The sequence below is a fragment of the Parabacteroides johnsonii DSM 18315 genome (assembly GCF_025151045.1).
GTDB classification, from domain to species: domain Bacteria; phylum Bacteroidota; class Bacteroidia; order Bacteroidales; family Tannerellaceae; genus Parabacteroides; species Parabacteroides johnsonii.
Genome location: NZ_CP102285.1, coordinates 4,044,843 through 4,069,159, shown reverse-complemented (window position 1 = coordinate 4,069,159; position 24,317 = coordinate 4,044,843). Strand labels below are relative to the sequence as shown.

22 protein-coding genes are annotated in these 24,317 nt (G+C 39.2%); 3 read left to right on the top strand and 19 right to left on the bottom strand.

What is annotated here, in order from left to right:
* Nucleotides 1-93 precede the first annotated feature (93 nt).
* From NQ564_RS16645 to NQ564_RS16555, 19 genes are all read right to left on the bottom strand, one after another.
* Nucleotides 94-2,613, bottom strand: coding sequence for a YfhO family protein (locus tag NQ564_RS16645; protein WP_039848052.1), 2,520 nt, complete (start codon nt 2,611-2,613; stop codon nt 94-96).
* Nucleotides 2,614-2,638: 25 nt separating this feature from the next.
* A complete protein-coding gene (locus NQ564_RS16640; RefSeq protein ID WP_008147074.1) occupies nt 2,639-3,397 on the bottom strand; it encodes a glycosyltransferase family 2 protein in 759 nt (252 codons plus the stop codon).
* 10 nt (nt 3,398-3,407) lie between these two features.
* Nucleotides 3,408-4,613, bottom strand: a complete 1,206-nt coding sequence (locus tag NQ564_RS16635) for a glycosyltransferase family 4 protein (protein ID WP_217802993.1) — start codon at nt 4,611-4,613, stop codon at nt 3,408-3,410.
* A gap of 383 nt (nt 4,614-4,996) precedes the next feature.
* Nucleotides 4,997-5,950 (bottom strand): glycosyltransferase, encoded by a 954-nt coding sequence (locus NQ564_RS16630; RefSeq protein ID WP_008147071.1) that lies wholly within the window; start codon nt 5,948-5,950, stop codon nt 4,997-4,999.
* Between the two features lie 7 nt (nt 5,951-5,957).
* Nucleotides 5,958-6,332 (bottom strand): class I SAM-dependent methyltransferase, encoded by a 375-nt coding sequence (locus NQ564_RS16625; RefSeq protein ID WP_260056735.1) that lies wholly within the window; start codon nt 6,330-6,332, stop codon nt 5,958-5,960.
* 77 nt (nt 6,333-6,409) lie between these two features.
* On the bottom strand, nt 6,410-6,895 hold the full coding sequence (locus NQ564_RS16620) for a class I SAM-dependent methyltransferase (RefSeq protein WP_008147069.1): 486 nt from the start codon (nt 6,893-6,895) through the stop codon (nt 6,410-6,412).
* A 26-nt stretch (nt 6,896-6,921) separates the two neighbouring features.
* Nucleotides 6,922-7,863 (bottom strand): glycosyltransferase family protein, encoded by a 942-nt coding sequence (locus NQ564_RS16615; RefSeq protein ID WP_008147068.1) that lies wholly within the window; start codon nt 7,861-7,863, stop codon nt 6,922-6,924.
* 334 nt (nt 7,864-8,197) lie between these two features.
* Nucleotides 8,198-8,860, bottom strand: coding sequence for an LbetaH domain-containing protein (locus tag NQ564_RS16610; RefSeq protein WP_008147065.1), 663 nt, complete (start codon nt 8,858-8,860; stop codon nt 8,198-8,200).
* Entirely contained in the window at nt 8,853-9,818 is a 966-nt protein-coding gene (locus tag NQ564_RS16605; protein WP_217802991.1) for an aspartate aminotransferase family protein, read from the bottom strand. The genes NQ564_RS16610 and NQ564_RS16605 overlap by 8 nt, the downstream gene beginning before the upstream one ends.
* Nucleotides 9,815-11,023 (bottom strand): ATP-grasp domain-containing protein, encoded by a 1,209-nt coding sequence (locus NQ564_RS16600; RefSeq protein ID WP_008147062.1) that lies wholly within the window; start codon nt 11,021-11,023, stop codon nt 9,815-9,817. Before NQ564_RS16600 ends, NQ564_RS16605 begins: the two co-directional genes overlap by 4 nt.
* Entirely contained in the window at nt 11,020-12,183 is a 1,164-nt protein-coding gene (locus tag NQ564_RS16595) for a pyridoxal phosphate-dependent aminotransferase (protein ID WP_008147061.1), read from the bottom strand. Before NQ564_RS16595 ends, NQ564_RS16600 begins: the two co-directional genes overlap by 4 nt.
* 14 nt (nt 12,184-12,197) lie before the next feature.
* Entirely contained in the window at nt 12,198-13,316 is a 1,119-nt protein-coding gene (locus NQ564_RS16590; protein ID WP_008147060.1) for a DegT/DnrJ/EryC1/StrS family aminotransferase, read from the bottom strand.
* Nucleotides 13,313-14,509, bottom strand: a complete 1,197-nt coding sequence (locus tag NQ564_RS16585) for a glycosyltransferase (protein ID WP_081450192.1) — start codon at nt 14,507-14,509, stop codon at nt 13,313-13,315. The genes NQ564_RS16590 and NQ564_RS16585 overlap by 4 nt, the downstream gene beginning before the upstream one ends.
* The gene (locus NQ564_RS16580; protein WP_008147058.1) at nt 14,510-15,346 is read right to left on the bottom strand and encodes an O-fucosyltransferase family protein; all 837 of its coding nucleotides are present in this window, start codon (nt 15,344-15,346) and stop codon (nt 14,510-14,512) included.
* Nucleotides 15,346-16,188 (bottom strand): hypothetical protein, encoded by an 843-nt coding sequence (locus NQ564_RS16575; protein WP_008147056.1) that lies wholly within the window; start codon nt 16,186-16,188, stop codon nt 15,346-15,348. The genes NQ564_RS16580 and NQ564_RS16575 overlap by 1 nt, the downstream gene beginning before the upstream one ends.
* 35 nt (nt 16,189-16,223) lie before the next feature.
* Nucleotides 16,224-17,666 carry a lipopolysaccharide biosynthesis protein gene (locus NQ564_RS16570; protein WP_008147055.1) on the bottom strand — a complete coding sequence of 481 codons (1,443 nt, stop codon included), beginning with the start codon at nt 17,664-17,666 and terminating at the stop codon, nt 16,224-16,226.
* Between the two features lie 3 nt (nt 17,667-17,669).
* Nucleotides 17,670-18,509 carry a BRO-N domain-containing protein gene (locus tag NQ564_RS16565; protein WP_008147054.1) on the bottom strand — a complete coding sequence of 280 codons (840 nt, stop codon included), beginning with the start codon at nt 18,507-18,509 and terminating at the stop codon, nt 17,670-17,672.
* An 80-nt stretch (nt 18,510-18,589) separates the two neighbouring features.
* Nucleotides 18,590-18,907 carry a nucleotidyltransferase domain-containing protein gene (locus NQ564_RS16560; protein ID WP_008147053.1) on the bottom strand — a complete coding sequence of 106 codons (318 nt, stop codon included), beginning with the start codon at nt 18,905-18,907 and terminating at the stop codon, nt 18,590-18,592.
* 92 nt (nt 18,908-18,999) lie between these two features.
* Nucleotides 19,000-20,313 (bottom strand): UDP-glucose dehydrogenase family protein, encoded by a 1,314-nt coding sequence (locus NQ564_RS16555; RefSeq protein WP_008147052.1) that lies wholly within the window; start codon nt 20,311-20,313, stop codon nt 19,000-19,002.
* A gap of 463 nt (nt 20,314-20,776) precedes the next feature.
* Here NQ564_RS16555 and NQ564_RS16550 point away from each other — a divergent pair, with 463 nt between their 5' ends.
* The 3 genes from NQ564_RS16550 to coaD all read left to right on the top strand — a co-directional run bounded on the left by NQ564_RS16550 (nt 20,777) and on the right by coaD (nt 24,314).
* Complete coding sequence (locus tag NQ564_RS16550; RefSeq protein ID WP_008147051.1) at nt 20,777-21,916, top strand: hypothetical protein; 1,140 nt, start codon at nt 20,777-20,779, stop codon at nt 21,914-21,916.
* A gap of 72 nt (nt 21,917-21,988) precedes the next feature.
* Entirely contained in the window at nt 21,989-23,854 is a 1,866-nt protein-coding gene (locus NQ564_RS16545) for a DNA topoisomerase IV subunit B (RefSeq protein WP_008147050.1), read from the top strand.
* Nucleotides 23,841-24,314: a pantetheine-phosphate adenylyltransferase gene (coaD, locus tag NQ564_RS16540; protein ID WP_008147049.1), complete on the top strand. Its 474-nt coding sequence runs from the start codon at nt 23,841-23,843 to the stop codon at nt 24,312-24,314. The genes NQ564_RS16545 and coaD overlap by 14 nt, the downstream gene beginning before the upstream one ends.
* Nucleotides 24,315-24,317 lie beyond the last annotated feature (3 nt).

Sequence of the window (24,317 nt, the reverse complement as noted above, 5' to 3'; positions counted from 1 at the left end):
TACGACGATCGTCTTCATCCCACATGAACATTGACTTCATCGAGATGAGGACGGTCGTCGTGATAACAAAGACAGTCGGAGGGTGTGTCAATATTATTCTTTACTCTTTTTCCAATATTTCCATCCCGACCAAGCAATCGCAGCGATCAGTAATAACAGAATCAGGAACGAGCTGTAGGAAGAAACGTATGCAGCCGTTACATAACCGGAAGGCCGGAACTCGAATACAATCGTATGTTCGCCTGCCGGCACACGCATGCCACGCAAAATCCAGTCTGCACGGAAATGAGGCACTTCCTTGCCATCGATCGTTGCCTTCCAACCCGGCTGGTAATAAACTTCGGAGAAGACTGCCAATTGTTCTTTATCGGTTTTACTCTTATAAATCAGACGATTCGGACGGTATTCTTCCAACACGATCGTTGCGGTTGAGTCTTTCTGCGGAACAAATCCTTCCAGATCCTTCTGGAAACGCTTGTCCACAACTGCCGTTTCCAGCGGATCGATCGTATTCAAGGCTTCTATTTCGGCATCTGCATTCTCCACCATATCCAACTTATCCACAAACCAGGCATTCCCGAATGCATACGGATTCTTCAACGGCTGCTGTTCCGGGTTATAGATGATATAGCGGGTATTCAACATATTCAAGGAAGGACAAGCAGCCAGCGCGGACATCACATCCCCAGCCGTCTGTGCCTTCTGCAAAGCACCGATAATCCCACGCAACTCACCGTCCAACCGATGGTCGATCAACTCCTGATAACGGCGCAACTTGACGGCATGATATCCCCCGATAGAATGATGATAATAGGAAGTATTCGTTTCCTGCCATGGGTTATTGATGTTCAACACACGGAAAGTCGAACCCGTGTCCTGCAGGATTGCTTTATCGGCAACTGTTTCCTTATACATCTCCGCCGGTTGTTGCTTAACGAAATTGCTGTCATCCAGATAACGGCGGTCCACCGTCCAAAGATCAATCAAAATAAGAACTGCCACACCTGCGCTCACGAAAGTCGCCGCAGTCTTCTTGTTCTTCGCTTTCCAGAACCAGACAAGCAGCCCGGCTCCCAGCAGGATGAAGACCAAAGAACGCAACGCATCGGCCGAAGCCAGCGAAGCACGGTCCATCAATAAGGCAGTGTAATACCATTCCGGAACCTGGTTCTGGAACTGTGCATCATAGGCAGACCGGAAATCCAACAGCAAGGAAGGCATCAGCCAAAGGACCACACAAAGGCCTCCGGTCAACCCCAAAGCCCAAAGAAATCCTTTTTTCAAACGGGCCTCCTCCACTTTCTGTGACAAAATTTCTTTTAATCCCCAAATGCCGACAATCGGGAATACCAATCCCGGTATTACCAACGCCATCTCGACCGTACGGAACTTATTGTATAAAGGCAGATAATGGAACATCAGGTCGTTGAAAGAATCGAAATTACGTCCCAACGCAAGGAATGTCAGGAACACCGATCCTGCCAACAGCCACCATTTCATCGGGTTCCGGATCACGAACATTCCCAAGACGAACAGGAAGCAGACCAAAGCCCCGAAATAGACCGGTCCAGAAGTGAATATCTTATCCCCCCAATAGGTATAGGTTTGTACTTCTTTCCCCACCTGGGCCCCGTTTTTCTTCAATTCCTTGTATAACTCGGACGAACTGTCCAACGTGCCTCCCGAACCACCACCATATACGTTCGGTACGAGAACGGTCATCAACTCTTTCCAGCCGTAACTCCATTGAAAAGCATAATCCTTATCCAAACCGGTGGAAGCCTTCTCCACTTTTCCCGAAGCATCCGGTTTCGGCGTCAGCTCCGAAGCCCCACGGATGGAGTGCTGCCCCAAGTCCCAATTGGAATACATCCCCTGCGCATTAGGCAATACAGCCAATACGACACAGGCCGCCATAATCAGGGAAGTCTTCAACCATTCGCCATACGCTTTCTCCCGGATCTTTTTAATCGCATACCCTAAATAGATCAGTACGCAAAGCAGTACCAGATAATAGGTGATCTGGATATGCCCGTTTGCCAGAGACAAGGCTACCCCCAACAAGAACAAGACGGCTCCCCACAGATAGGAGCGCCTGAAAAGCAAAGCCATACCGGCCAACGTCACCGGCATATAACCGATCACATAGGCTTTCACGATATGCCCCGCCTCGATAATAATGATATTATAAGATGCGAATGCAAAAGCGAACGCCCCGGCAATCGCAAGCCACCAGTTTACTCCCATGACACACATCAGCAGGTAAAAACATACCAATCCGACGAAAACCATAGCTGCATCGCCATATCCCACCTTTTTCAACCAACCATCCACAATCGAATAAGAAGGCATACTCGGTGCGGCCTGCCCATATCCTGTCACATACGGCATCCCACCGAACATCGCATCCGACCAGACGCTGAACTCACCCGGCTGTGCCGTTTTGGCGTATTGATCCATCTGGCTATGTCCCATTCCGGTCGCTTTGATATTATCACCTTGCATGATTACTTTCCCATCAAACACCGCCGGTGAAAAATAGACCATCACCAGTCCCAAAAACAAGATCAGGGCAACAACGTGTTTCCCCCATTGCTTTAGCAAATCCTTCATATATGTCTCATTAAAATTCATACTATCAAACCCGCCCCTTCAGACATTTAGCCGTATAAAAACGGATGGCGAACCACCCATGGAGCAAAACCGTAACAAAAGTACCATAATATTTGCACATAATCGCATACCTCTCTCGCAATGATGCTTTTCTTTGCGTCGTACTCGTCCCGCCGTCCAGGAAATCGGACAGGATGAGATGCGTATTGCAAAACGAACGAGCCTGCTTCATGCAGCGGATACACCAATCGAAATCGGCCGAATAGCGATACTGCAAATCATATAACGGAGCAACCGTACGTTTTGGTATGAACGATTGATGGCAAACCAGCATTCCCATCCTGAAACTCTTCCACGAAAGCTTCCGAGGAGCCCTGAGACGGCGCAGTCCCAACGACCGCCTTTCCTCATCGACGATATTCGTCTCTCCATAGATAATATCCGGCAAAGTCTTCCTCTTCTGCAACCTGGAAACGACCGACTGGACCGTATCGGACGAACAAAGAGAATCACCGGCATTGATAAACCAGACATAATCTCCCGTCGCCTTTTGAAGCCCCTTGTTCATGGCATCGTATATCCCCTTGTCCGGCTCGCTCACCCAATAAGCAAGGCCCGATTCATACCGTTTGATAATATCCACCGTCCCGTCCGTCGAACCACCGTCTATCACGATATATTCGATATTCGGATAGGACTGACTCAGCACATTCAACAACGTCTGCTCCACCAGACGCACGGCGTTATAGGTAATCGTTATGATTGAAAATGTCGGTTGTAGCATAAAGCTGTTTCTATTTTTTTTGATGAAGTAAGCGTTTGTATAAAGCCATATATTGTTTTGCAACCACTTCCTCCGTATAATTCTCCTGTACTTTCTTCACACAAGCATCCGAAAGAGCCTGCTGATCTTCATGCTCCAAAACCCACCGGATACCGTTAGCGAGGTCGCTGGCATCCTTATAACTGGCTACATAACCATTTATCTTGTGATCGATCATCTCCGGAATACCGCCAATTTCAAATCCGACACAAGGAGTTCCGCACGCCATCGACTCCATGATTGTGTTGGGAAGGTTTTCCTCTAAGGAAGAAGTGATAAACATATCGACTGCATTATACAATGCTACGATTTTAGATTCATCCGACAAATATCCCATCGAATGAATTGGCACGGGGAAAAGGCCTCGGATATCATCTTTTACTTGTCCGAAAACGACAAGCTCCACATCCTGCTTTTCTATTTTCCTTAAAGCCTCGATCAAATAATCAATTCCTTTACGCTTGTCTGTAACATTCAACGCCCCAAATAATAAAAGTCTCTTTCCTGAAGGTAACCCCAATAATTCACGCGCCATATCCTGATCCATCGGATGATAAACCTCCGTATCGATCGGATTAGGAATAGACAAAACCGTCTTATCCCGTAGCAGATAACTTTTTTTTGCCCTGCCGGACAACCATCGGCTACAACCGACAAAAGTTATATTGGCCTCCTTATACAAGGACAATTTTTTATCAAAGACAGAAGTCGAGAGATCCTTACCTTTCGACTTTAAAAAGAAACAAGACTCACATCCCATCTGGAACTTTTCACAATCTCTTGCATGATGACAAATACCTGTACAAGGCCACATATCATGCATAGTCCACACAATAGGCTTGTTCAATTTCACCAATTCTTCTATATCCTTTAATGAAAGAAAACCCTGATTAATCCAATGAAGATGGATAATATCAGCGTCTTTTACCAAAGGATGTCCGGATAAATCCATTCCGGTATTGGCGATAGAAACCGCAAACAGATTCTTACGATTTAAATGGTTACATAAAAAAATAATCAACCGCTCCCAATAGAATCGGAAACGGTTCAACCAAGAATTTTCACGGATAAGTTTATCAACCTGTATCCCGGCTTGTCTTAATGCCTTACCTAAACGCCCGGCAGCTACGGCTGCCCCTCCAGTACGTTCAGATGTGTTTAAGATGACAATTTTCATTTCCCAACCTTTACATTCCAATATCCATTCTTGCGTGTTCCCGCTCTTTTTATGTCCCCTTTGTATTTAGCTGTTTTATTATCTTACAGACATGAGAATCCTAATAAATCAGTCATACACTTCCAACTCTATCCGCTCACTTAAGAATATAAATTGGATAACGAGCACAATTCCCATCTTTCATCATATGAAACTTTGCATTTCTTCTACTAATTTTTCAACTTCTTCTATTCCTACAATGCCAACAAATAACATTGCCCTACTCGTATTATAAAGTGCAACAGACATACTCACCATGTTAAAATACTTCGAACCAGTGAGTTTAGATTTCTTTTATATTTCTCATTACGTTTACGATCTTCCCTAAAAAAGAAAAAACATAGTCAATAATACTCACTACAAAGTAATGGCCATAGTAAAGCTCTTATTTTCAATGTCGTATTATCTTTAGTCTTCGCATAAAATATTTCATTCCGCCTTTTGAAGCATATACGACTAGTTTCCAGTATCGAAGAAAACGATCCTTTAAACATACATTGAGAAAATAAAAGCGCATCTTTTAACAATTCATCCTGTCCATTAGGATCAAAAGCAGATAAAAGATAATTCATTGCTGAAAAGTGCCTTCTGATCTTATCTCTCTTTTGAAAATATCCTGTTATTCCACTACATATATAATTGAAAACATTAAAAATCGATTTATTGTAATTTTTAGGCATCGAATAAGAAAAAGCACTGTTGTGCCTCCGATGGAGATTCAAAACTTCTGGACAAGCCACAATACCCCCAAAGAGATTAGCTGCTAATGCCAGCAAGAGATCATACACTACATAATCCGTCTTGGGAATATGAGACAAAACAGACCTTTCAAACAACATGGCATGGCCAGGAATAACTGGATAAAACAGCAAACGAAACACATTTGTATTAGGCACACGACATTCAGTATAAGCCTCCACCCCGTCACCAAAAGCCCTACTCAAGGAAAAACACAAAGTATAGCCTTTTATGCAAGCTATTTGTTTTTCAATCTTCGTCAGTTCCCAAATATCATCCTGATCAGATATTGCAATATAGTTCCCTGAAGCTTTTTCAAGAGCAACCATGAAGTTAGGGTGTGCTCCTAAACGTTTAGAATTTACAAACAAATGAATATTATCATGTCGAATCATATACTCTTTTATTATATCAACAGTTTTGTCTGTTGATATATCATCATTAATAATGATCTCATGAATCGGGTATGTTTGTTGTAAAATAGAATCTAATTGCTGCCGAATATACTTCTCACCGTTATAAGTACACATGACAACCGAAATCTTCTCTATAACATTCATATATTCTTTACTTCTTTTTTAAGACAAAACAAGCCTGATCACCATCCGAAATCACATTCAATAATGCAGCCATTCCCTTATAGTATCCCATATCCCTACGAGAAATCACTTTATTTTCACTTCGATACATCTGAGAACCTATGAATTGATATTCATGGGAGTCATAATAAATATTTTCTATTTGCAAACCAAATTCAGCAGACAACAATGATATACTTTTTACTGTATGCAAATAAAAATGCCGAGGAGCATCTAACTGCCACCAATCCGTATTATATTTACGCCAAGCATATGAATCGCATAAAGGAACCCGAATCAAAATCCTACCCTTATCGGATAACATGTTTTTCAATTTTGCAAATACATCCCTCGGTTCTGCCATGTGTTCAAACGAATGATGCAACATGATACAATCATATTGTTGGCCAATACAGCCATATATATCCTTTTTCCAAATTCTTACACCATTAGAATAAATGATATCTGTAGAAATGAAGGATCTATCCCTGTTAAATCAGAAAATCCAAATCCCCTTAACTGCATCAACAAAGTACCCGTTCCGCAACCTATATCCAATATTTTGGAGGAGTAATCACATTTTCCTTTATCAAAACAAGGTAGTTGGTATTTATAATAATCATTATATCTAATCGCAAACAAACCAATCAAGTTTAGTCTATTAATCCGGTAAGATAATGAACACTTCATCAAAAAGTCTACAATTATCTGATGAAGTGTTTTCTTTTTCCTCGAAAAAGAATAATAGTCTGAAGGATAATATTTCGATATATTCGTTGGATATTCCTTTATTTGTAAACATCCACAATTTGCACATTTAAAATATAAAAACTCATCATAAATATGAAACATATTTTTCCTTACAGTATACTCACGATTATCAATATCATTACCACAGATTCTACACTTATTTGCTTTACTATCCATAAGCTATTACAATACCCCAAACAATACTATGCCAATACCTTCTTGATTTTTTTCCAAAGTCTATGTACCCATGTATATTTCAACCATTTTGCAATTAGACCACCATTAATCTTATCTTGAAATTTTCGATGATTTAGAAGTAGTTCTTCATTATATCCATTAAATGGAATAAACTTCGTTGGCTGATTTCTCGTATCCAACTCAGGTTTTGCCCACCAAACTTCCTTATTACCACAATGTTCACCTGTTCCATCAAATCCCCAATTTTGAGTTTTAGAGACAACTGGGAAGACTGAACACATATTGTGCTGGAACATGTGATAATAAACACGTAAATCCCCAGCTACAATTTTTTTCCGAGAATCAGCTTGCAAAATACCTTTGATATAAAAACCGATAGAAGTGAAAGCTTTATATTTTTCAGAATCTTTTTTCAATTCAGAATAACGATCAAAATAGTCATGATTGACCGATTCCCAACGGTCTTTCCAAGTAGCAATTCCCCATGGAGAATTACATGGATAAAAATAGACGTCTCCTTTATAATCTTTAGGTAAAAGGAAGGGAGCTTTAAATCCACAGATTGAAAAGATCCGTTCATCATTTTTATAAAACTCCAACGCAGTATTCATGTATTGGAGAAAATCAGATGATACAACAATATCATCTTCAAGTGAAATAAAAGAGTCATAAATCTGAAGTATATTTTGATATGCTAAGCGGATTGATTGATTTCCTCCCATATTTCTCTCTCGAAATACAGGATAAACTTTTTTAAATCCTGTAATACCATTAATATAGGTTCGAACTGCATCTATTAAAGGAATATGTTCCTCCTTATACGCTGCATCTGAAATCACATACAATTCACTGTAACAAGCCAACTCATTTTTTTGTAAAGACTCAATACATTTTTTTAGATGATCCAAACGATCATAAACACTTATTATAATTGGTGCGTATTTCATCAACTACATCCCTTTATTTGAATTCAATATCCTTTCTAAGTAGATAAAATTTCATCCAAATTTTATCTATTACTTTTATCCTTAATTACAACAGCAATCAAGACAATAATCAATTTTTTAATTTTTTGCAACAGCTATATATTCACTTAGAAGTAATAAAATATCTCATCCATTTTCCAAAAAATACAGCCATTCTTGAATCCCAAAATCACAATTTGCAATAATTAAAACAATAATCAAGCCCAATCACTCCATTTAGTACTATTCCTTTTATGTTATTTTATTCTTGACAAAAATATCAAATTTGGATTATGTCATTTACATTTATCAACAACTACTCCTTCACTAATGGTTTTGCCGGATTTCCTATCATAACATAATTATCTCCAATATCATAAAGAACATTTGCACACATACCTATTTGATTATAAGAACCTATTGTCACAGGTGTACGTACACTACTATTTAAACCGAAGAAATTAACATTACCAATAGTTATGCCAGATCCTATACATGTATGAGCTGCAAAAAAATTATCATTACCAACAACAGTATCATGGTCTAAATTAACTCCTGAATTTATAAAGTTTTGAGAACCTAACGTAACATTGTTCTTTATTGTTGCACAAGAAAGAATAATTGATCCAAGACCAATTTTTGCACTTCGAGACACATACGCTAATGGGTGAATAAAAGTTAAAAAACGTTCAAGGGGAATACCATAACTATCCCGTAACGCAAACCTTTCTTTAGCAATATCATAGCGAAACATACCAAATACAAAAAAAACAGATGGATCATCTTTATAAAGAGACCAAGCCTGATGTGTTCCACATAATACAGGCCAGTCATTTATACCACATCTATATGCAGGATCATCAAAAGCAAATCCCAGAACTTCTATATCCATACCATAGCGGCCACGAGCATCTTCAATTTCCTCAGCAATATCAACACAAGACCCCTTGCCTCCTATCAATACAACTTTTTTATGCATATTTACAAATCAAATTGATCATATATTCCATATCCTCCTCTCCATATCTTTGATCAATGGGAATAGCAACAAGATTATCGGCTAATCGATAATCAAAAGACTTCTTGTCACATTTCTCAAGAACATTTGGCCAATACGTTGCTACATATATTTTATGATTTATCAAATGTTGTTTTAAAGAATTATTTTGCGACAAAAAAGGATAAACCATTGGACAAGAGTAATTCATTTCAGGTATTAACAACTGATTCTTACGACCTAACGCATTATGCATTAATTCAAAATTTGAAATCCTTCTGTTCTTTATCACCCTAAAATCTATTGATGATAAAATTTGATATGTAAGTTTAGACATACGCAGCATTGGAGCTGAAGAGAGATCAATATCATTCTGTTTAAAATCCATATACCCTAAATTAGCACTTAAATCATAACGCTTCAATAAATGTTTACATCTGTCATACGATATATCCTGTTCTAATCGATCAATCCTAATTCTTTCATTTACAAATGCTATCCCTCCATCTGGAACACCTACATATTTACGAGGACTATAAAAAGTTTTACATCCTATCAATGTTTTTGCATACCATGCTTGCGCATTATCTACAATCAACTGATCTCTATATTTTTGAAATAAATCTTTAATATAAGAATCCTTAATCCCATAATAATTTGTAAACAGAAGATAGTCTCCTTTTGACAAGAATATATCTTTACTTATTTCCAGTTTTTCATTGATAGAATAAAAAGAATGTGGAATATCTAATTCTTTAATAAGTTTTAAGATTATATCACAAGTGTAATATGGAATCCAAATATGGTTAATGTCATTAATTGATTCTACGATATATCTTAAAGCATTTTTACCACTATTTAGCAATATACCATCTGAATGTAGAAAAAAATCATTTTTCCTCAGTTCTAAACCAAAATATCCACCAATCTCGTTATTCATAAATTATTTTCTACGATTACCTGGACAAAATTATCCATATTACAAATCATGTCAAGCATCTGTTCCGTATCCTTATACTTAACAATCAAAGTTCCTAATGCATCTTGTGCGTCCCGAAACTTATGAACTTGATCTCCCTTTTTTATATCTGTGACAAATTCTACCAAATTATTCTCCTTAAAACTATCTTCAAAAACAGTATCTACATATTTACCTGTCTCATTTGCATGAACCATGTAATTGGACCAACACCCCTTTGGCAACTCCATATGAAGATCGCTACAATCTTCACCCATAGCAGCCTTTATAACATAAGTTACCAAATTTACACCCGTCGTGCATTCTGTAATTTGAGGAATTAAACTTCCTCCACTTCGAGCCCCCAATTCCAATATGTATATATTATCATTTTTATCAACAATAGCTTCTACATTATATGCTGTAGATTTCATCCCTAAAAGAGATATCAATCTTTGCAAATCAGAATGCAAACGAAAAACGATTGAATCATCCATCAAAAAAGGCCAACATTCTCCCAAAGGAGCAAAGTTCTTACTCACTTTACTACTATAATATTCATTCCCAAAACAATGAAAAACTAATTTTCCATCAACACTAAAAGCATCCCCAGATATTTGATATCCTTTCTTCTCTATAAACTCCTCAATTAAAAAACGTTTATCACGAGAATAACTTAAAGCATCATCCACAAATGTTTTCAACTGGGATATATCTGTCATTTTATTAATACCTTTGCTCCCTGAAGAATCAACAGGTTTGACCATAACCGGCAACTCAAATTTATCCACTGCAGACAAAGCCTCTTCGTAAGAAGAAAAACCTTGGGCTTTAGGAACATTAAAGCCATTATCTGCTAAAAACTGTCTAAACAGATCTTTTTTAGATAAGATTTCAACAGATCTATATGGGCTTGTCGGTAATCCCAACTTTTCACAAACAAAAGCAGCCGTTGGCGCAGCCGGATCAGAGGCATACGCAACGATACCATCCACTTGTAGTCTTTTAGCTAATTCTAAAACTGCATTTTTATCAGTTGTACTAACATTATAGTATTCATGTGCATATTTATGCCCCGGATTATTCGGCAGATAATCACATGATATGACATAATATCCTAAACGGACTGCCTCTTTTATTGCATATACTTGATAGAGGGAACCACCAAGCATTAATATTTTTTTCATAAAGGCAATTGGTTTATAAAAGTTTGTATTCTTTTTATCCCTTCTTGAATTTTATCTTCCCCCAAAGTAAAAGCCATCCGGACATAATTGTCACAACTTCTACCATATGTTATTCCAGGGACAACAGCTACATGAACTGCTTTTAATAAGGCAATCGCAAATTCTTCTGACTTCATTCCTGTCTCAGATATGTCAACCATTAAATAGAAAGTAGCCTCAGGAGCCTCACAAGAAAGTTTTGGAATTCTATTTATACCATCAACAAGAATATTTCTACGTTTAGTAAAAATATTTACCATATTCGCAGAGTAATCATTCTCTCCACTTAATGCTTCAATAGCCGCATATTGGGAAGGTAAGGGTGCACAAGCAGCTACATTCTCTTGGAATTTTGTCATAGCTGCAATTACTTCTGCAGGAGCAAGAACATAACCTATACGCCATCCTGTCATACAGAATTCTTTAGAAAGACTATTTACCAATATAGTTCTTTCACGCATACCTTCTATCTCTACAATATTTTTAAATTTAGAATCAGCATAAATCAAGCACTTATAAACCTCATCCGAAATGATGACTAAATCATATTGTTTAGCTAAAGTAGCCAATGCTTCAATTTTCTCAACAGGAATTATCTTTCCCGATGGATTGGATGGAGTGTTGATAATAATCACTTTAGTTTTCTCAGTTATTGCATTCTCGACATCTTCAACCTTAAACCCTAATTTTTCTCCGTCAGGATTATCCACTATAATCGGTTTTGCATGGCACATCTGCACCATTTGCTCATAATTCACATAATAAGGGGCTGGTATTATTACTTCATCTCCTGGATTTAAAAGAGAAAGCAAAGAAAGATAAAGGCCTTCCATTGCTCCCACTGTCACTATTATCTCATCCAAAGGATGATAATCTATACGCTCTTTCCTTTTGTAACATTGACTAATCACCTCACGAAGTTCTAATAATCCCGCATTCTGAGAATAACGAGTTTTCCCTTCTTGAATAGCTCTACATCCTGCATCTTTTATAGCTTGATGAGGAGGAATATCCGGATCACCTAAGGTAAAATCTATAACATCATCATAGGTTTTTGCCAAATTAAATAAATGTCTTGTCAAAGAAGGCTTTATTGATTGCGCTATATCTGATAAATACATATTTTCACACTTTATTATAATCTATACATAATACTATTCAAAACTTTCTCTATGTCCGCTTGATTCAAATCATGATGCATGGGTAAGCAAATCACCTCATCGGCCATTTTATATGCATTAGGCAAATTCTCTTTTCGAGAAGACTCCAGGCCTTTATATGTCGAGAATGTACTAATCAATGGATAAAAATATCGTCTACCATATATTCCTACTGATTTCATTTTCTCATATAAAGCATCTCTACTCATCCCATATTCACGTTCAGAAACAAAAATCGGAAAATATGAATAATTATGTTTTACTCCGAAACTATCATCCAAATAACGTATACCCCGAACATCTTTCAATGCTTCCCGGTAACATATAGCAACTTGATGACGCTTCTCTATAGCCTCATCCACATATTTCAAACTCAATAATCCATATGCAGAACGAAGTTCATCCATCTTACCATTAATACCTGGAGCAACAACTGTTGTTTCATTGGCAAAACCAAAGTTCTTAATGTAATCAATACGTTGTTTGGTCTGTGCATCATGACAAACCAAAGCCCCACCTTCTATCGTATTATACACTTTAGTAGCATGGAAACTCAATGTTGCCATATCGCCTGCATTAAGAATAGAAATACCATCTTTTTCCACTCCAAAAGCATGGGCTGCATCATAAATAACCTTCAACCCATAGGTATCAGCTATTTCTTGAATACGTTCTATATCACAAGGCTGCCCATAAACATGAACAGGCATGATAGCAGTTGTTTTAGGAGTTATGGCTGCTTCTATTTTATCTGGATCCATGTTCCCGGTTAATGGATCCACATCCACAAAAACAGGCTTAATGCCATTCCACCAAAGAGCATGCGTTGTTGCAACAAAACTATACGGAGTTGTGATTACTTCTCCAGTAATTCGCATTGCCTGCAAAGCACATATCAATGGTAAAGTTCCATTTGTAAACAGACTGATATAAGGAACTTTCAAATACTCGCAAAGTGCCTTCTCCAACTCCTGATGATAATGCCCGTTATTGGTAAGCCACTTACGTTTCCAAATATCTTCCAAGCAAGGAGTAAACTCTTCTAAGGGAGGAAGAAGAGGAGAGGTAACTGTTATACTTGATTGTATATTCATTCTATTCTAAAATTTCCTAATTTATCAATTTCATTATCATACGAAAATGCTTTATTTAAAATTTTTACCTGCTGGAACAATTGTTCTAAACTCACATTTCCATCTATTACATCCTGCAAGATTTTTACAAGTTGATTTACATTGTTACATTCACATAAGCATCCATATCCATGCTTTATTAACTGAGGCGCTATACCAACTGGAGTCGATATAATATAATTTTTAAATCGGAATGCCTCACCTAACACAATTCCATACGATTCATATAATGCTGTATGAACAAATACTTTAGCTTTGTTATAATATTCATACAGTTTTTTTTGATTATAGATTGGACCAATAAAACAAACTTGTTCTCTCATAGATGGATTTTTCTCAAAAAATCCATCTATTTCACGCTGAAATAGGCAATCATGTGTTTCTACAGTTCCAATAAAAAACACTTTCCAATTTTTCAAATCAACTTGTGATAACGCATTTAGAAACATCATCGTATTCTTTTGCCATGATCCATGACGACCAACGGACAAAATAACATTTTCTTTTTCTACAATATCAAACTCTCTAATTCCATAAGCGTATAGAGAACGTTCATCTATTCCATTAAACATTAACTTCAACTTTTCAGGACGCTCTTTGAATGCTTTTTCACGGGATAGACATTCAAATATTTCAGGAAGTTCAACTGAGACCTTATCGGCCAATTGACACATCTTATTCAAAATAAAACGGATAATCCTATTTTTCCACTTCACAGGCCAACATTTCTGATCACGTTTGGAAGTTCCTTTAAACCAAGATTTCTCCCGAAACAAAGCCAACCACGCCCCATAACCATCTCCCTTTATGTAAAAAAAGCCTTTCGGATTCACTTTTTTATAAATCCAACCAATGATTGCTGTTTGATATGAGAAATGAAAACGAACTAAACAATCTATATTCTTTGCATTTTTCAATATATACCAACAAAAATACCATTCACTCAGAAAAGAGAAACAATCATAACCTCCCTTATAATGTAAAGGTATCATTTGTACTCCTTTATATAAAGAATCCTTCTCCCCTTTTTTTCCATGATATACCAAAGAAACAGAATAGTTATGTTTCAAACCGATATAATAAGGAACTAAAAACATGTCCCGAAAATAAATATCAGAAGATATCGATGAAAATAGACAAACTAAACGTTTCATTTAAATAGTTCTCGAATCCAATATTATATGATGAATATTTGTCATTCTTGACGCCATTCGAGCAAAAGAGCTATTTCCTGAATAAAGCCTTGATGTTCTTGATAAAACATTCATCTCTACAAATGCATCAATAATACCCTCTTTAGTATTCCTCTCAACTATATTCCAAGAAGTTATAATGCGATCTCCAAACATACTTACGAGTTGTTCCTTTTCTTCTACTGAATCTGAAGCCAAATAAAAGTTAACATCATTATTTTTTTCAATCTCTTTATTAATGATATTAATGTACAATTCTGTAGGACTATATTCTGTATCAATCAAGCTATCAGTTCTTCTAATATGTAATCCAATTGTATTTTCAGAAAAGCATTTCATTATTTCTTTTATTCTAGTCTCTACATCCAAATTTAAATTCAACCATTGAAAAACAGGATAACCTGTCCAATAATCTCCCCAACTTACCATAAATATACTCTTATATAAATCCAAACTAGTATCCAACTCAGGATTTATATCTTGAACTTTAAAATCTCCTTTAGAACAATAAATACACTTGTCATACAAAATATATTCAAATAAAAAAGGTATCCAAAAATTTCTCCTCCGAGGATTATCTCTCAAAAATAGATCCCCTATATTTGCATTCCGTATTTCTATATTCTTCAATGATTTATTAATCATAAACAAATTGTCAAAATCACAATTTAACCCATGATCTTTAAACCAAATGACTTCTAGATATATTTCTCGTGCATGACAATATGCTATTACAGAACTAATTGCTTCTATCCTATTACCAAGTCCTCCTATTGGAACTAATGTTATCTTTCTCATCAAATCTTTCTTTTTAGCCAAAACAAGTTCCACAAGTTCCTTACCTCCACCGGTAATTGAAAAAATCTTCGCTTCTGTTTTTCAAACCAAGTTATAGATTTATTTTCTTCAAAAAATCCTCTTTGCGAATAATCTACATGTAGATTATTGTTGTTGAACAATTCAACAACAGGTTTATACCAAGCACCTCCTATAACTCCAGTAATAATATAAGGAATAATTTCGTATTTTCCTGACACTACCCAACTATCACTCACAACAAAAAAATTATCATTTAAAATCTTAGCCCGCTTACTACCCCACCATTCAAACTGCCATGCTGATTCATAATCTCGAATATATTTCAATAAAACATCACGTCTCCATAATGAAGCCTGACAAGAAATAGTACTCCAATAAGTATTATCTACAACATCTAATTTTTCATATTTTGATTTACCTTTATGTTTTACAGCCCCTGGAGTCAACTGTATACAGTCTATGCCAGAATTATTTTTCATCAAATCCACAAAGTAATTAACACAATTATTATCTACTCTACTTTTTATAAAGTAATCTTCCTGCATATACAAAATAATATCATAATCTATTTTTTCTAAAGCCCAGCGTAAACATTGGCTCCATGTAGCTCGTTTTTTCACAGGTATTTGTTTTGTTATACATCCGCATATAGATTCAATACTTATTTCTCCATCGACATAAGATTTATACTCTGTATTTAAATATATTTTACCAGAACAATCTGGCCAATATTTTTTCAAAAGAGAAAAAAATGGGATCCAACAATCTTCAAATTTATCACAAGTATTAACTAATAATGCATATTTCATATTTCCATCCATGATTATATATACTATCTAGAATATTAATTTTATAACTAATTATTTTTTTTTAAGAGAAAAGATATAGATTCTTTAAAAATCACAGAATTACTCAAATACATAGACATACAATACAAAAATACCGCAACAATTACCTTACTTATAAAAAGCATATATATATTCTCAATTGATTTTGTAATAAAATAGGTAACACCTAATATAGCAATAGTAATAGAAAAAAATGGAAGAACATCTTTTAATACATCTAAAACATGAACTTCAATACATTTATTTACAAAATAATGCCAAACAAATAGCCACAATATATTTACTACAACAAATGCTAAAACCATATAATAGACACCAAAAGGTAACATACAGATAACAACGATCAATTGAAAAACACCTAAAAAAATCGTACAATATAAATACAACTCGGATTTACCATGGCTCAATAATACATGGCTATACAAATTGCCAATAGGCGCCACAGCTCCCCATACACATAATAATTGCATAATAGGAACACAAGGCAACCATTTATCAGAAACTCCTATTACGATCAATTCTTGTGCGACTAAAGCCAATCCTAACATTGAAGGGAAGGATATAAAAGACACAAAACGTAACATCTTACGAAACACATTCTGTTGTCTTTTAACATCAGCAACAACTTCTGTCAAAACAGGCAAAGAAACACCTCCTATCATATTCCAGACAAAAGAGTATCCCATATTCATCCATTTATTTCCTTGCGTGTAATATCCCACTTGTTCAGGTTTATAAAAGCGACCTAACAAAATAGAAAATATATTTGCATTAATTTGGCTGAATACATTTGTCAAAAAAACTTTTATTCCAAACACATACATTTCCTTTAAGGGAGCAATTTTAAAAGTTAAAGTCGGATGCCATGACACATAATACCAACGTAAAACAGTACCAACCAAACTATTCGCCACAGTTTGTATTACAATTCCCCAATAGGCAAAACCTTTAATAGCCAATACAACTCCCACGACACCAGAAAATATCATCGCACAGATATCGACTTTTGCACGCTCTTTAAACATCATTTTCTTCATTAACATTGCACTTGGTGCAACAGAAGTAGAGCCTATTAAAAACCAAAGAAAAAGAATACGTGATAAATCAATTAATTCAATATGTCCAAAAAAATCAGCTATGAGTGGAGCAGAAAAAAAAAGAACCACATAACAAATAACTCCGACTAAAAAACTAAACCAAAATACAGAATTATAATCATCATGCTTTACTTCTTTCCGATTTATCAAAGCCAAACCAAAACCACTATCAAATAAAACAGTTGCAATCCCCATGAAAACACCTAACATTCCAACCAAACCATAATCTCCAGGAGATAATAAACGGGCTAAAAACACCCCAAATACAACATTCAATATCTGCTGAATACCTGTATTCAATCCTCCCCAAAAGAGTCCCTTCGCCGTCTTTTCTTTCAATGTCTGTTCTGCCATCTATTATTCTTTATCTTTTTTCTTTTCTAATCTCAACCCACTCTTCGCATTCAGCGGAGAAATCACCGAATGTCCCAAGTCGCTTTCCAACTGTTTACGGGCAGCTTCAGCTGCTTTTCCGCCTTGTTGGGCAATTTGGGCGTGCTCTTCAAAATGCTGCGGGTCTTTCTCTTTGGACAACTCCGTAGTAGCCGCTTCTGCCAGCATATTGAGGGCAAGCTCGGTGTTCGTCATATTATCGCGGAGGCTTTCTTTCTTCAAACCTTTAAAACGTTTATATTCTTTAGAGGTTTTACCGGACCAAGTTTGATAAATAATATCCGTAAGAGTTGCAAACTGTACACCTTCCTGCAGACCATGCCGTTTCCATTCGTCCGTCAGGTCTTTACGGATTTCGATGCTTTTCAAACGTTGGTTGATCCAATGATCTGAATAACCTAACGCTTTATACTCCTTCATTGCCCGGTCAATCGTCAGTTCCGGATCTTGCATCTCGTCCAAACGTTCTTTGGCGACTTGTGCCATCCAGAGTTTGAACGGCTCGGCTTTAGGGGATGGGATGGATTGGATCAGGCGGAACAACTGTTCCGTTGTGGCGACATCTGTTTTATAATATTTACCGTCTGCTGATGGTAATTTCAGTTGTACGATTTGAGCGTACAACTGGCTCCCCTCTACGGATAACTTCCGTTTCAAATCACTCCAATACCTACGTGGGTTCTCACTGTCCGTAAGCACACTCACTACATCAACAACAGAGAAATACCATTCCTCCGTCTCGTCATCCCAAAGGGTACGTACTTTCTTTTCTTCAAAGATTTTGATTGCTTCTTTCTTTGTCATGGTTTTAGTTTTTAAGACTATCGGACGTATTCATTAATGATCCAAGCTCCCTTTTCCCAATGTCAATAGTTCCTCCATTGTCAACATAACTCAATTCCCTCCTGCTCTACGTTTTTATACAAGATAGAGAATTTTCGCTTCAACCAATCTTTTGTGGTATAGAGCATGGGATGTATTTGAGCATTGATATTCCATCCCAACTCAAACAAAGGATAAGAATAGTTATCATGATCTGAATTGTCCAACTTTTCTTTATTCAAAAGAATCAAAATATCCCAATCAGAATCTTCACGAGCATCTCCACGAGCTTGCGAGCCAAACAAAATCACTCGCGTACCAGAGGGCATAATCTGTTTGGCTGTTGTCTTGATAGCTTGTAATATTTCGTTTTTATCCATCCTCTCTATATATTATTTTTAAACTGATACTTCATCCTTCTGACAAATGATCTGCAATCTGCTTCTCAAATACCAATAGCTCGGATTATCCATTATCTTCCTACGCAATGATAAACAAACCCATTCTCCTCCAATTCCTTTACATCGTAAATATTCCGGCCATCCAAGATCAGAGGGGTTGCCATCAGTTTTTTGACAGCCGACCAGGAAGGCATACGGAATTCTTTCCATTCCGTGACGAGCAGGAGGGCGTCGGCATCCACTACCGCATCATAGATATCTTTGGCATAATGGATGGTGTCTCCCAAGCGACGGCGGGTTTCTTCCATCGAGACAGGATCGTAGACATACACTTCGCAACCGGAAGCCAATAATCTATCGATCAGGATCAGAGAAGGAGCTTCGCGCATATCGTCCGTTTCCGGCTTGAAGGCCAAGCCCCACATAGCGACACGCTTGCCTTTCAGATCACCCTTGAAATAATCATCCAGTTTACGGAACAAGATGGATTTCTGCTCTTCGTTGACCTCTTCGACCGCTTCTAAAATACGCATGCGGTAACCGTTAGAATTAGCTGTTTTGATCAACGCTTTTATATCCTTCGGGAAACAGGAACCTCCATAGCCGATACCGGCATACAGAAAACGATTGCCGATACGGGCATCCGAGCCGATCCCCTTACGCACCATATTCACATCGGCGCCGACAATCTCACACAGGTTCGCGACATCGTTCATAAAGCTGATACGGGTAGCTAACATGGCATTGGCCGCATATTTCGTCATCTCGGCGGATGGTACATCCATGAAAATCACACGGAAGTTATTCAACAAGAACGGACGGTACAGGCGAGTCATCAGCTCCTTTGCACGCTCCGATTCGACGCCTACCACCACACGGTCCGGACTCATAAAGTCCTTGATAGCCGCCCCCTCCTTCAAGAATTCGGGGTTCGAAGCGACATCGAACTCGATCGGTAAACCTCGTTTGTCCAGCTCTTCCTGGATCGCCTCACGCACCTTACGGGCCGTACCTACCGGAACGGTGCTCTTCGTCACGACAAGGAGATGTTTGGTCATGTTGCGCCCAACGGTACGGGCTACTTCGAGCACATATTTCAGGTCGGCGCTGCCATCTTCGTCGGGAGGAGTACCTACAGCGCTGAAAAGGACTTCGACCTCGTTCAGGCATTCTGTCAAATCGGTTGTGAAATGGAGACGGCCGGCTTGCTGGTTACGGTGGACCATCTCTTCAAGACCGGGTTCGTAGATAGGGATGATACCTTGTTTCAGGTTTGTGATCTTTTCGGCATTTACATCGACGCAGAAAACTTCGGTTCCCATTTCTGCAAAACAAGTACCGGTGACAAGTCCCACATAACCTGTCCCGACGATAGCTATTTTCATGATTTTATAATCAAATAAATGTTAGATATCAATGCCTCCAAGCAGAGTTTGGAGTACACACAGGTTCGTCACTCCCATACAGGAAATAACGAAAACGCCACAAAGATAAGAAATTGGAATCATTACACACTTTAAAATCGAGTTATTTGTACAAAAGGATCGAGACAGAGATAAAAAAGCACAATCCCTTCCATTTCACCGGCCAACCATTACGGCCCGTTTCAATTCCGGTGCAAGTGTAATCTGTTTTCGACGTTGTCGTGTATATACTCTACGTTGTCGAAAATATACACGACATTGTCAAAAACATATTCGACATTGCCGAAAACAAATTACACTTACATCGAACACAAAATTGATGCCGAAGATTTCACATAATCAAGAAGAGAAAACAATTTCTTCCTGCCAACCGGCACTAAAAATGAATTAATTGTGTAAATTTGCCGTTCAAACTAAATGACCGATGAGCGTAGTAATTAAAGAAGTTACCAGTAAGAAGGAACTCAAAAAGTTCGTAAAGTTCAATATCGAATTATATAAAGGCAACCCGTATCACGTGCCCGGCCTGATCGAAGAAGAGATGGTGACGTTGGATAAAAAGAAGAATCCGGCGTTCGAAGTGTGTGATGCCATCTACTTTTTAGCATATAAAGACGGGAAGGTTGTGGGACGTATCGCAGGGATGATCAACCGCCGGAGCAATGAGACGTGGAATCAGAAACATGCACGCTTCGGGTTTGTCGACTTTATCGACGACGTTGAAGTAGTGGATGCTTTGTTCGGTGCCGTAGAGAAATGGGCGAAAGAGCAAGGCATGGACGCGCTGCACGGGCCGATGGGTTTTACCGATATGGACCACGAAGGAATGCTGATCGAAGGGTTCGACCAGATCGGAACGATGGCGACCATCTACAATTATCCTTACTATCCGAAGCAAATGGAGCGTATGGGATATACGAAAGACCAGGACTGGCACGAGTTCAAGATCTATATACCGGACGGAGTGCCGGAAAAACATTTGCGTATCGGTGAGATCGTAAAGAAGAAATACGGGCTGAAGGTAATGAAGTTCAAGAACGCAAAATCGATCATGCCGTACGCACAGAAGGTATTCCAGACATTGAACGAATCGTACGCACCGTTATATGGATTCGCACGTCTGACCCAAAAGCAGATCGACTACTACATTAATATGTACATTCCGATGCTTCGCTACGACCTGGTGACGCTTATCGTCCGCGAGGAAGATGACGAAGTGGTTGGCTTTGGCATCTCGCTTCCCAACCTATCCAAGGCTATGCAGAAAGCGAAAGGGCATCTTTTCCCATTCGGCTGGATCTACCTGCTGAAGGCTTTGAAGAGCAAGCCGAAAGTGATCGACCTCTACCTGACGGGAGTCTTGCCGGAATATCAGAGCAAGGGTGTGAACGCGTTGCTGTTCAACGACCTGATTCCTGTTTACAAGAGCGTCGGAGCCGTTTATGCAGAAAGCAATCCGGAGCTGGAAACAAACAATGCCGTACAGGCACAGTGGGATTATTTCAAACGCGAACATCACAAGACAAGAAGAGCATACATTAAACAGTTGAAAGGGAAGAGTTGAAAGGGGAAAGTGATTCTTTATTCTCTTATTCCCAGTCTTTCAATTTTCAACTTTCAATTTTCAATTTTCAAAATGGACGAACTAAATTCAACAATGCAACAGCCGACAGCGTACAACGATGACGATATCAAGACGCTTGACTGGATGGAACATATCCGTCGCCGTCCCGGTATGTATATCGGGAAGTTAGGAGACGGTAGTTATGCCGATGACGGTATTTATGTATTGCTGAAAGAGGTGCTGGATAACTCCATCGACGAATATATGATGGGTTACGGTAAAACCATAGAAGTGACCGTTGAAGAAGGCACCGTCTCCGTACGCGACTATGGCCGCGGTGTTCCGCTGGGCAAAGTGGTCGACGTCTCCAGCAAGATGAATACCGGGGCGAAGTACGATAGTAAGGCTTTCAAAAAGTCAGTCGGATTGAACGGAGTCGGTATCAAGGCCGTAAATGCGCTGAGCAGCTACTTCCTGATCACCAGCCATCGCGATGGCGAATGCAAGCGAGTGGAATACAGCAAGGCGGTCATCACAGAGGAAGCCCCGATCTGCCCGACGGAGGAGGCAAACGGGACGCTTACCTATTTCATCCCGGACAAGGAGATATTCAAGGATTACCAGTATAAAGACGAATATATCGAGAGCCTGCTGAAGAATTATGTGTTCCTCAACTCCGGACTGACGATTATCTTCAACGGCAAGAAGTTCCATTCACGCAACGGCCTTGTGGACCTGCTGAACGAGAACATGACGACAGAGCCTTTATATCCGATCGTCCACCTGAAGGGAGAAGACATAGAAGTAGTCATTACCCACAGTAACCAGTACGGGGAAGAATATTACTCGTTTGTCAACGGCCAGCATACGACACAGGGAGGCACGCACCTTTCCGCCTTCCGCGAGGCGTTGGGACGTGTCATAAAAGAATACTACAACAAGAACTTCGAATACTCGGACATCCGCGCCGGCGTGGTGGCGGCCATCAGCATCAAGGTGGAGGAACCAGTATTCGAGAGTCAGACAAAGACCAAGTTAGGCTCGAAAGACATGGGACCGGACGGGCCTTCGGTCGGCAAGTTTATCGGGGACTTCATCAAGAAGGAACTGGACAACTATCTACACAAGAATGCGGAGACATCGGATGCCCTGCTACGCAAGATCCAAGAATCGGAGAAAGAGCGCAAGGCAATTGCCGGGGTGACCAAGCTGGCCCGCGAACGGGCGAAAAAGGCAAACCTGCACAACAAGAAGCTGCGCGACTGCCGTATCCACCTGAACGACACGAAAGGCGACAATCTGGAAGACAGCTGCATCTTCATCACCGAGGGAGACTCAGCAAGCGGTTCTATCACGAAAAGCCGCGATCCGAACCTGCAAGCGGTGTTCAGCCTTCGTGGTAAGCCGTTGAACAGTTTCGGGCTGACCAAGAAAATCGTGTACGAGAACGAAGAGTTCAACCTGCTACAGGCCGCCTTGAACATAGAAGACGGACTGGAAGGTTTGCGCTACAACAAAGTGATCATTGCGACCGATGCCGATGTGGACGGTATGCACATCCGCTTGTTGCTAATCACCTTCTTCCTTCAGTTCTTCCCGGACCTGATCAAGCGGAACCATGTCTATATCCTGCAAACGCCGTTGTTCCGCGTACGCAACAAACAGAAGACCTGGTATTGCTACAGCGAGGAAGAGCGCGTGAACGCAATCGCCGCCGCCGGGAAAAACGCCGAGATCACCCGATTCAAAGGTTTGGGAGAGATCTCGCCGGACGAGTTCAAGCATTTTATCGGAAAGGATATCCGCCTGGACCCGGTTACCATGAAGAAAGAGGACCTCGTAAAAGATATGCTGGAGTTCTATATGGGCAAGAATACGATGGAGCGACAGAACTTTATCATTGATAACTTAGTTGTAGAAGAAGATGTGGTCAATTGACAATAAACGTATCGCTCTTTTCCCCGGAACGTTCGACCCTTTCACGATCGGGCACGAATCGTTGGTAAGCCGCGGACTCGAGTTGGTGGACGAGATCATTATCTCGATCGGTATCAACGACACGAAACGTACTCATTTCTCGCTGGAGAAACGGCTGGAGGCAATCCGGAATCTCTACAAGGACGAGCCGCGCGTACGGGTTATGTCGTACGACTCGCTGACGGTCGACTTCGCCCAACAGATGAATGCCGGCTTTATCCTGCGCGGCATTCGTACGGTGAACGATTTCGAATATGAAAAGAGCATAGCCGACGTGAACCGCAAGCTGAGCGGGATCGAGACATTTATTCTTTTTACGGAACCGGAACATACGCATATCAGCTCCAGCATCGTGCGGGAGTTGCTGCGTTACGGAAAAGATATTTCCCAGTTTGTGCCGAAAGGAACAAACCTTTATTAAAAT

What these genes read in the sequence shown, in the direction of transcription:
- NQ564_RS16585 (WP_081450192.1), bottom strand. Translation starts at nt 14,509, where the DNA reads ATGAAACGTTTAGTTTGTCTATTTTCATCGATATCTTCTGATATTTAT.
- NQ564_RS16570 (WP_008147055.1), bottom strand. Translation starts at nt 17,666, where the DNA reads ATGGCAGAACAGACATTGAAAGAAAAGACGGCGAAGGGACTCTTTTGG.
- NQ564_RS16640 (WP_008147074.1), bottom strand. Translation starts at nt 3,397, where the DNA reads ATGCTACAACCGACATTTTCAATCATAACGATTACCTATAACGCCGTG.
- NQ564_RS16545 (WP_008147050.1), top strand. Translation starts at nt 21,989, where the DNA reads ATGGACGAACTAAATTCAACAATGCAACAGCCGACAGCGTACAACGAT.
- NQ564_RS16560 (WP_008147053.1), bottom strand. Translation starts at nt 18,907, where the DNA reads ATGGATAAAAACGAAATATTACAAGCTATCAAGACAACAGCCAAACAG.
- NQ564_RS16620 (WP_008147069.1), bottom strand. Translation starts at nt 6,895, where the DNA reads ATGGATAGTAAAGCAAATAAGTGTAGAATCTGTGGTAATGATATTGAT.
- NQ564_RS16630 (WP_008147071.1), bottom strand. Translation starts at nt 5,950, where the DNA reads ATGAATGTTATAGAGAAGATTTCGGTTGTCATGTGTACTTATAACGGT.
- NQ564_RS16580 (WP_008147058.1), bottom strand. Translation starts at nt 15,346, where the DNA reads ATGAGAAAGATAACATTAGTTCCAATAGGAGGACTTGGTAATAGGATA.
- NQ564_RS16605 (WP_217802991.1), bottom strand. Translation starts at nt 9,818, where the DNA reads ATGAATAACGAGATTGGTGGATATTTTGGTTTAGAACTGAGGAAAAAT.
- NQ564_RS16615 (WP_008147068.1), bottom strand. Translation starts at nt 7,863, where the DNA reads ATGAAATACGCACCAATTATAATAAGTGTTTATGATCGTTTGGATCAT.
- coaD (WP_008147049.1), top strand. Translation starts at nt 23,841, where the DNA reads ATGTGGTCAATTGACAATAAACGTATCGCTCTTTTCCCCGGAACGTTC.
- NQ564_RS16635 (WP_217802993.1), bottom strand. Translation starts at nt 4,613, where the DNA reads ATGAAAATTGTCATCTTAAACACATCTGAACGTACTGGAGGGGCAGCC.
- NQ564_RS16645 (WP_039848052.1), bottom strand. Translation starts at nt 2,613, where the DNA reads ATGAAGGATTTGCTAAAGCAATGGGGGAAACACGTTGTTGCCCTGATC.
- NQ564_RS16625 (WP_260056735.1), bottom strand. Translation starts at nt 6,332, where the DNA reads ATGGCAGAACCGAGGGATGTATTTGCAAAATTGAAAAACATGTTATCC.
- NQ564_RS16600 (WP_008147062.1), bottom strand. Translation starts at nt 11,023, where the DNA reads ATGAAAAAAATATTAATGCTTGGTGGTTCCCTCTATCAAGTATATGCA.
- NQ564_RS16610 (WP_008147065.1), bottom strand. Translation starts at nt 8,860, where the DNA reads ATGCATAAAAAAGTTGTATTGATAGGAGGCAAGGGGTCTTGTGTTGAT.
- NQ564_RS16575 (WP_008147056.1), bottom strand. Translation starts at nt 16,188, where the DNA reads ATGGATGGAAATATGAAATATGCATTATTAGTTAATACTTGTGATAAA.
- NQ564_RS16555 (WP_008147052.1), bottom strand. Translation starts at nt 20,313, where the DNA reads ATGAAAATAGCTATCGTCGGGACAGGTTATGTGGGACTTGTCACCGGT.
- NQ564_RS16550 (WP_008147051.1), top strand. Translation starts at nt 20,777, where the DNA reads ATGAGCGTAGTAATTAAAGAAGTTACCAGTAAGAAGGAACTCAAAAAG.
- NQ564_RS16565 (WP_008147054.1), bottom strand. Translation starts at nt 18,509, where the DNA reads ATGACAAAGAAAGAAGCAATCAAAATCTTTGAAGAAAAGAAAGTACGT.
- NQ564_RS16590 (WP_008147060.1), bottom strand. Translation starts at nt 13,316, where the DNA reads ATGAATATACAATCAAGTATAACAGTTACCTCTCCTCTTCTTCCTCCC.
- NQ564_RS16595 (WP_008147061.1), bottom strand. Translation starts at nt 12,183, where the DNA reads ATGTATTTATCAGATATAGCGCAATCAATAAAGCCTTCTTTGACAAGA.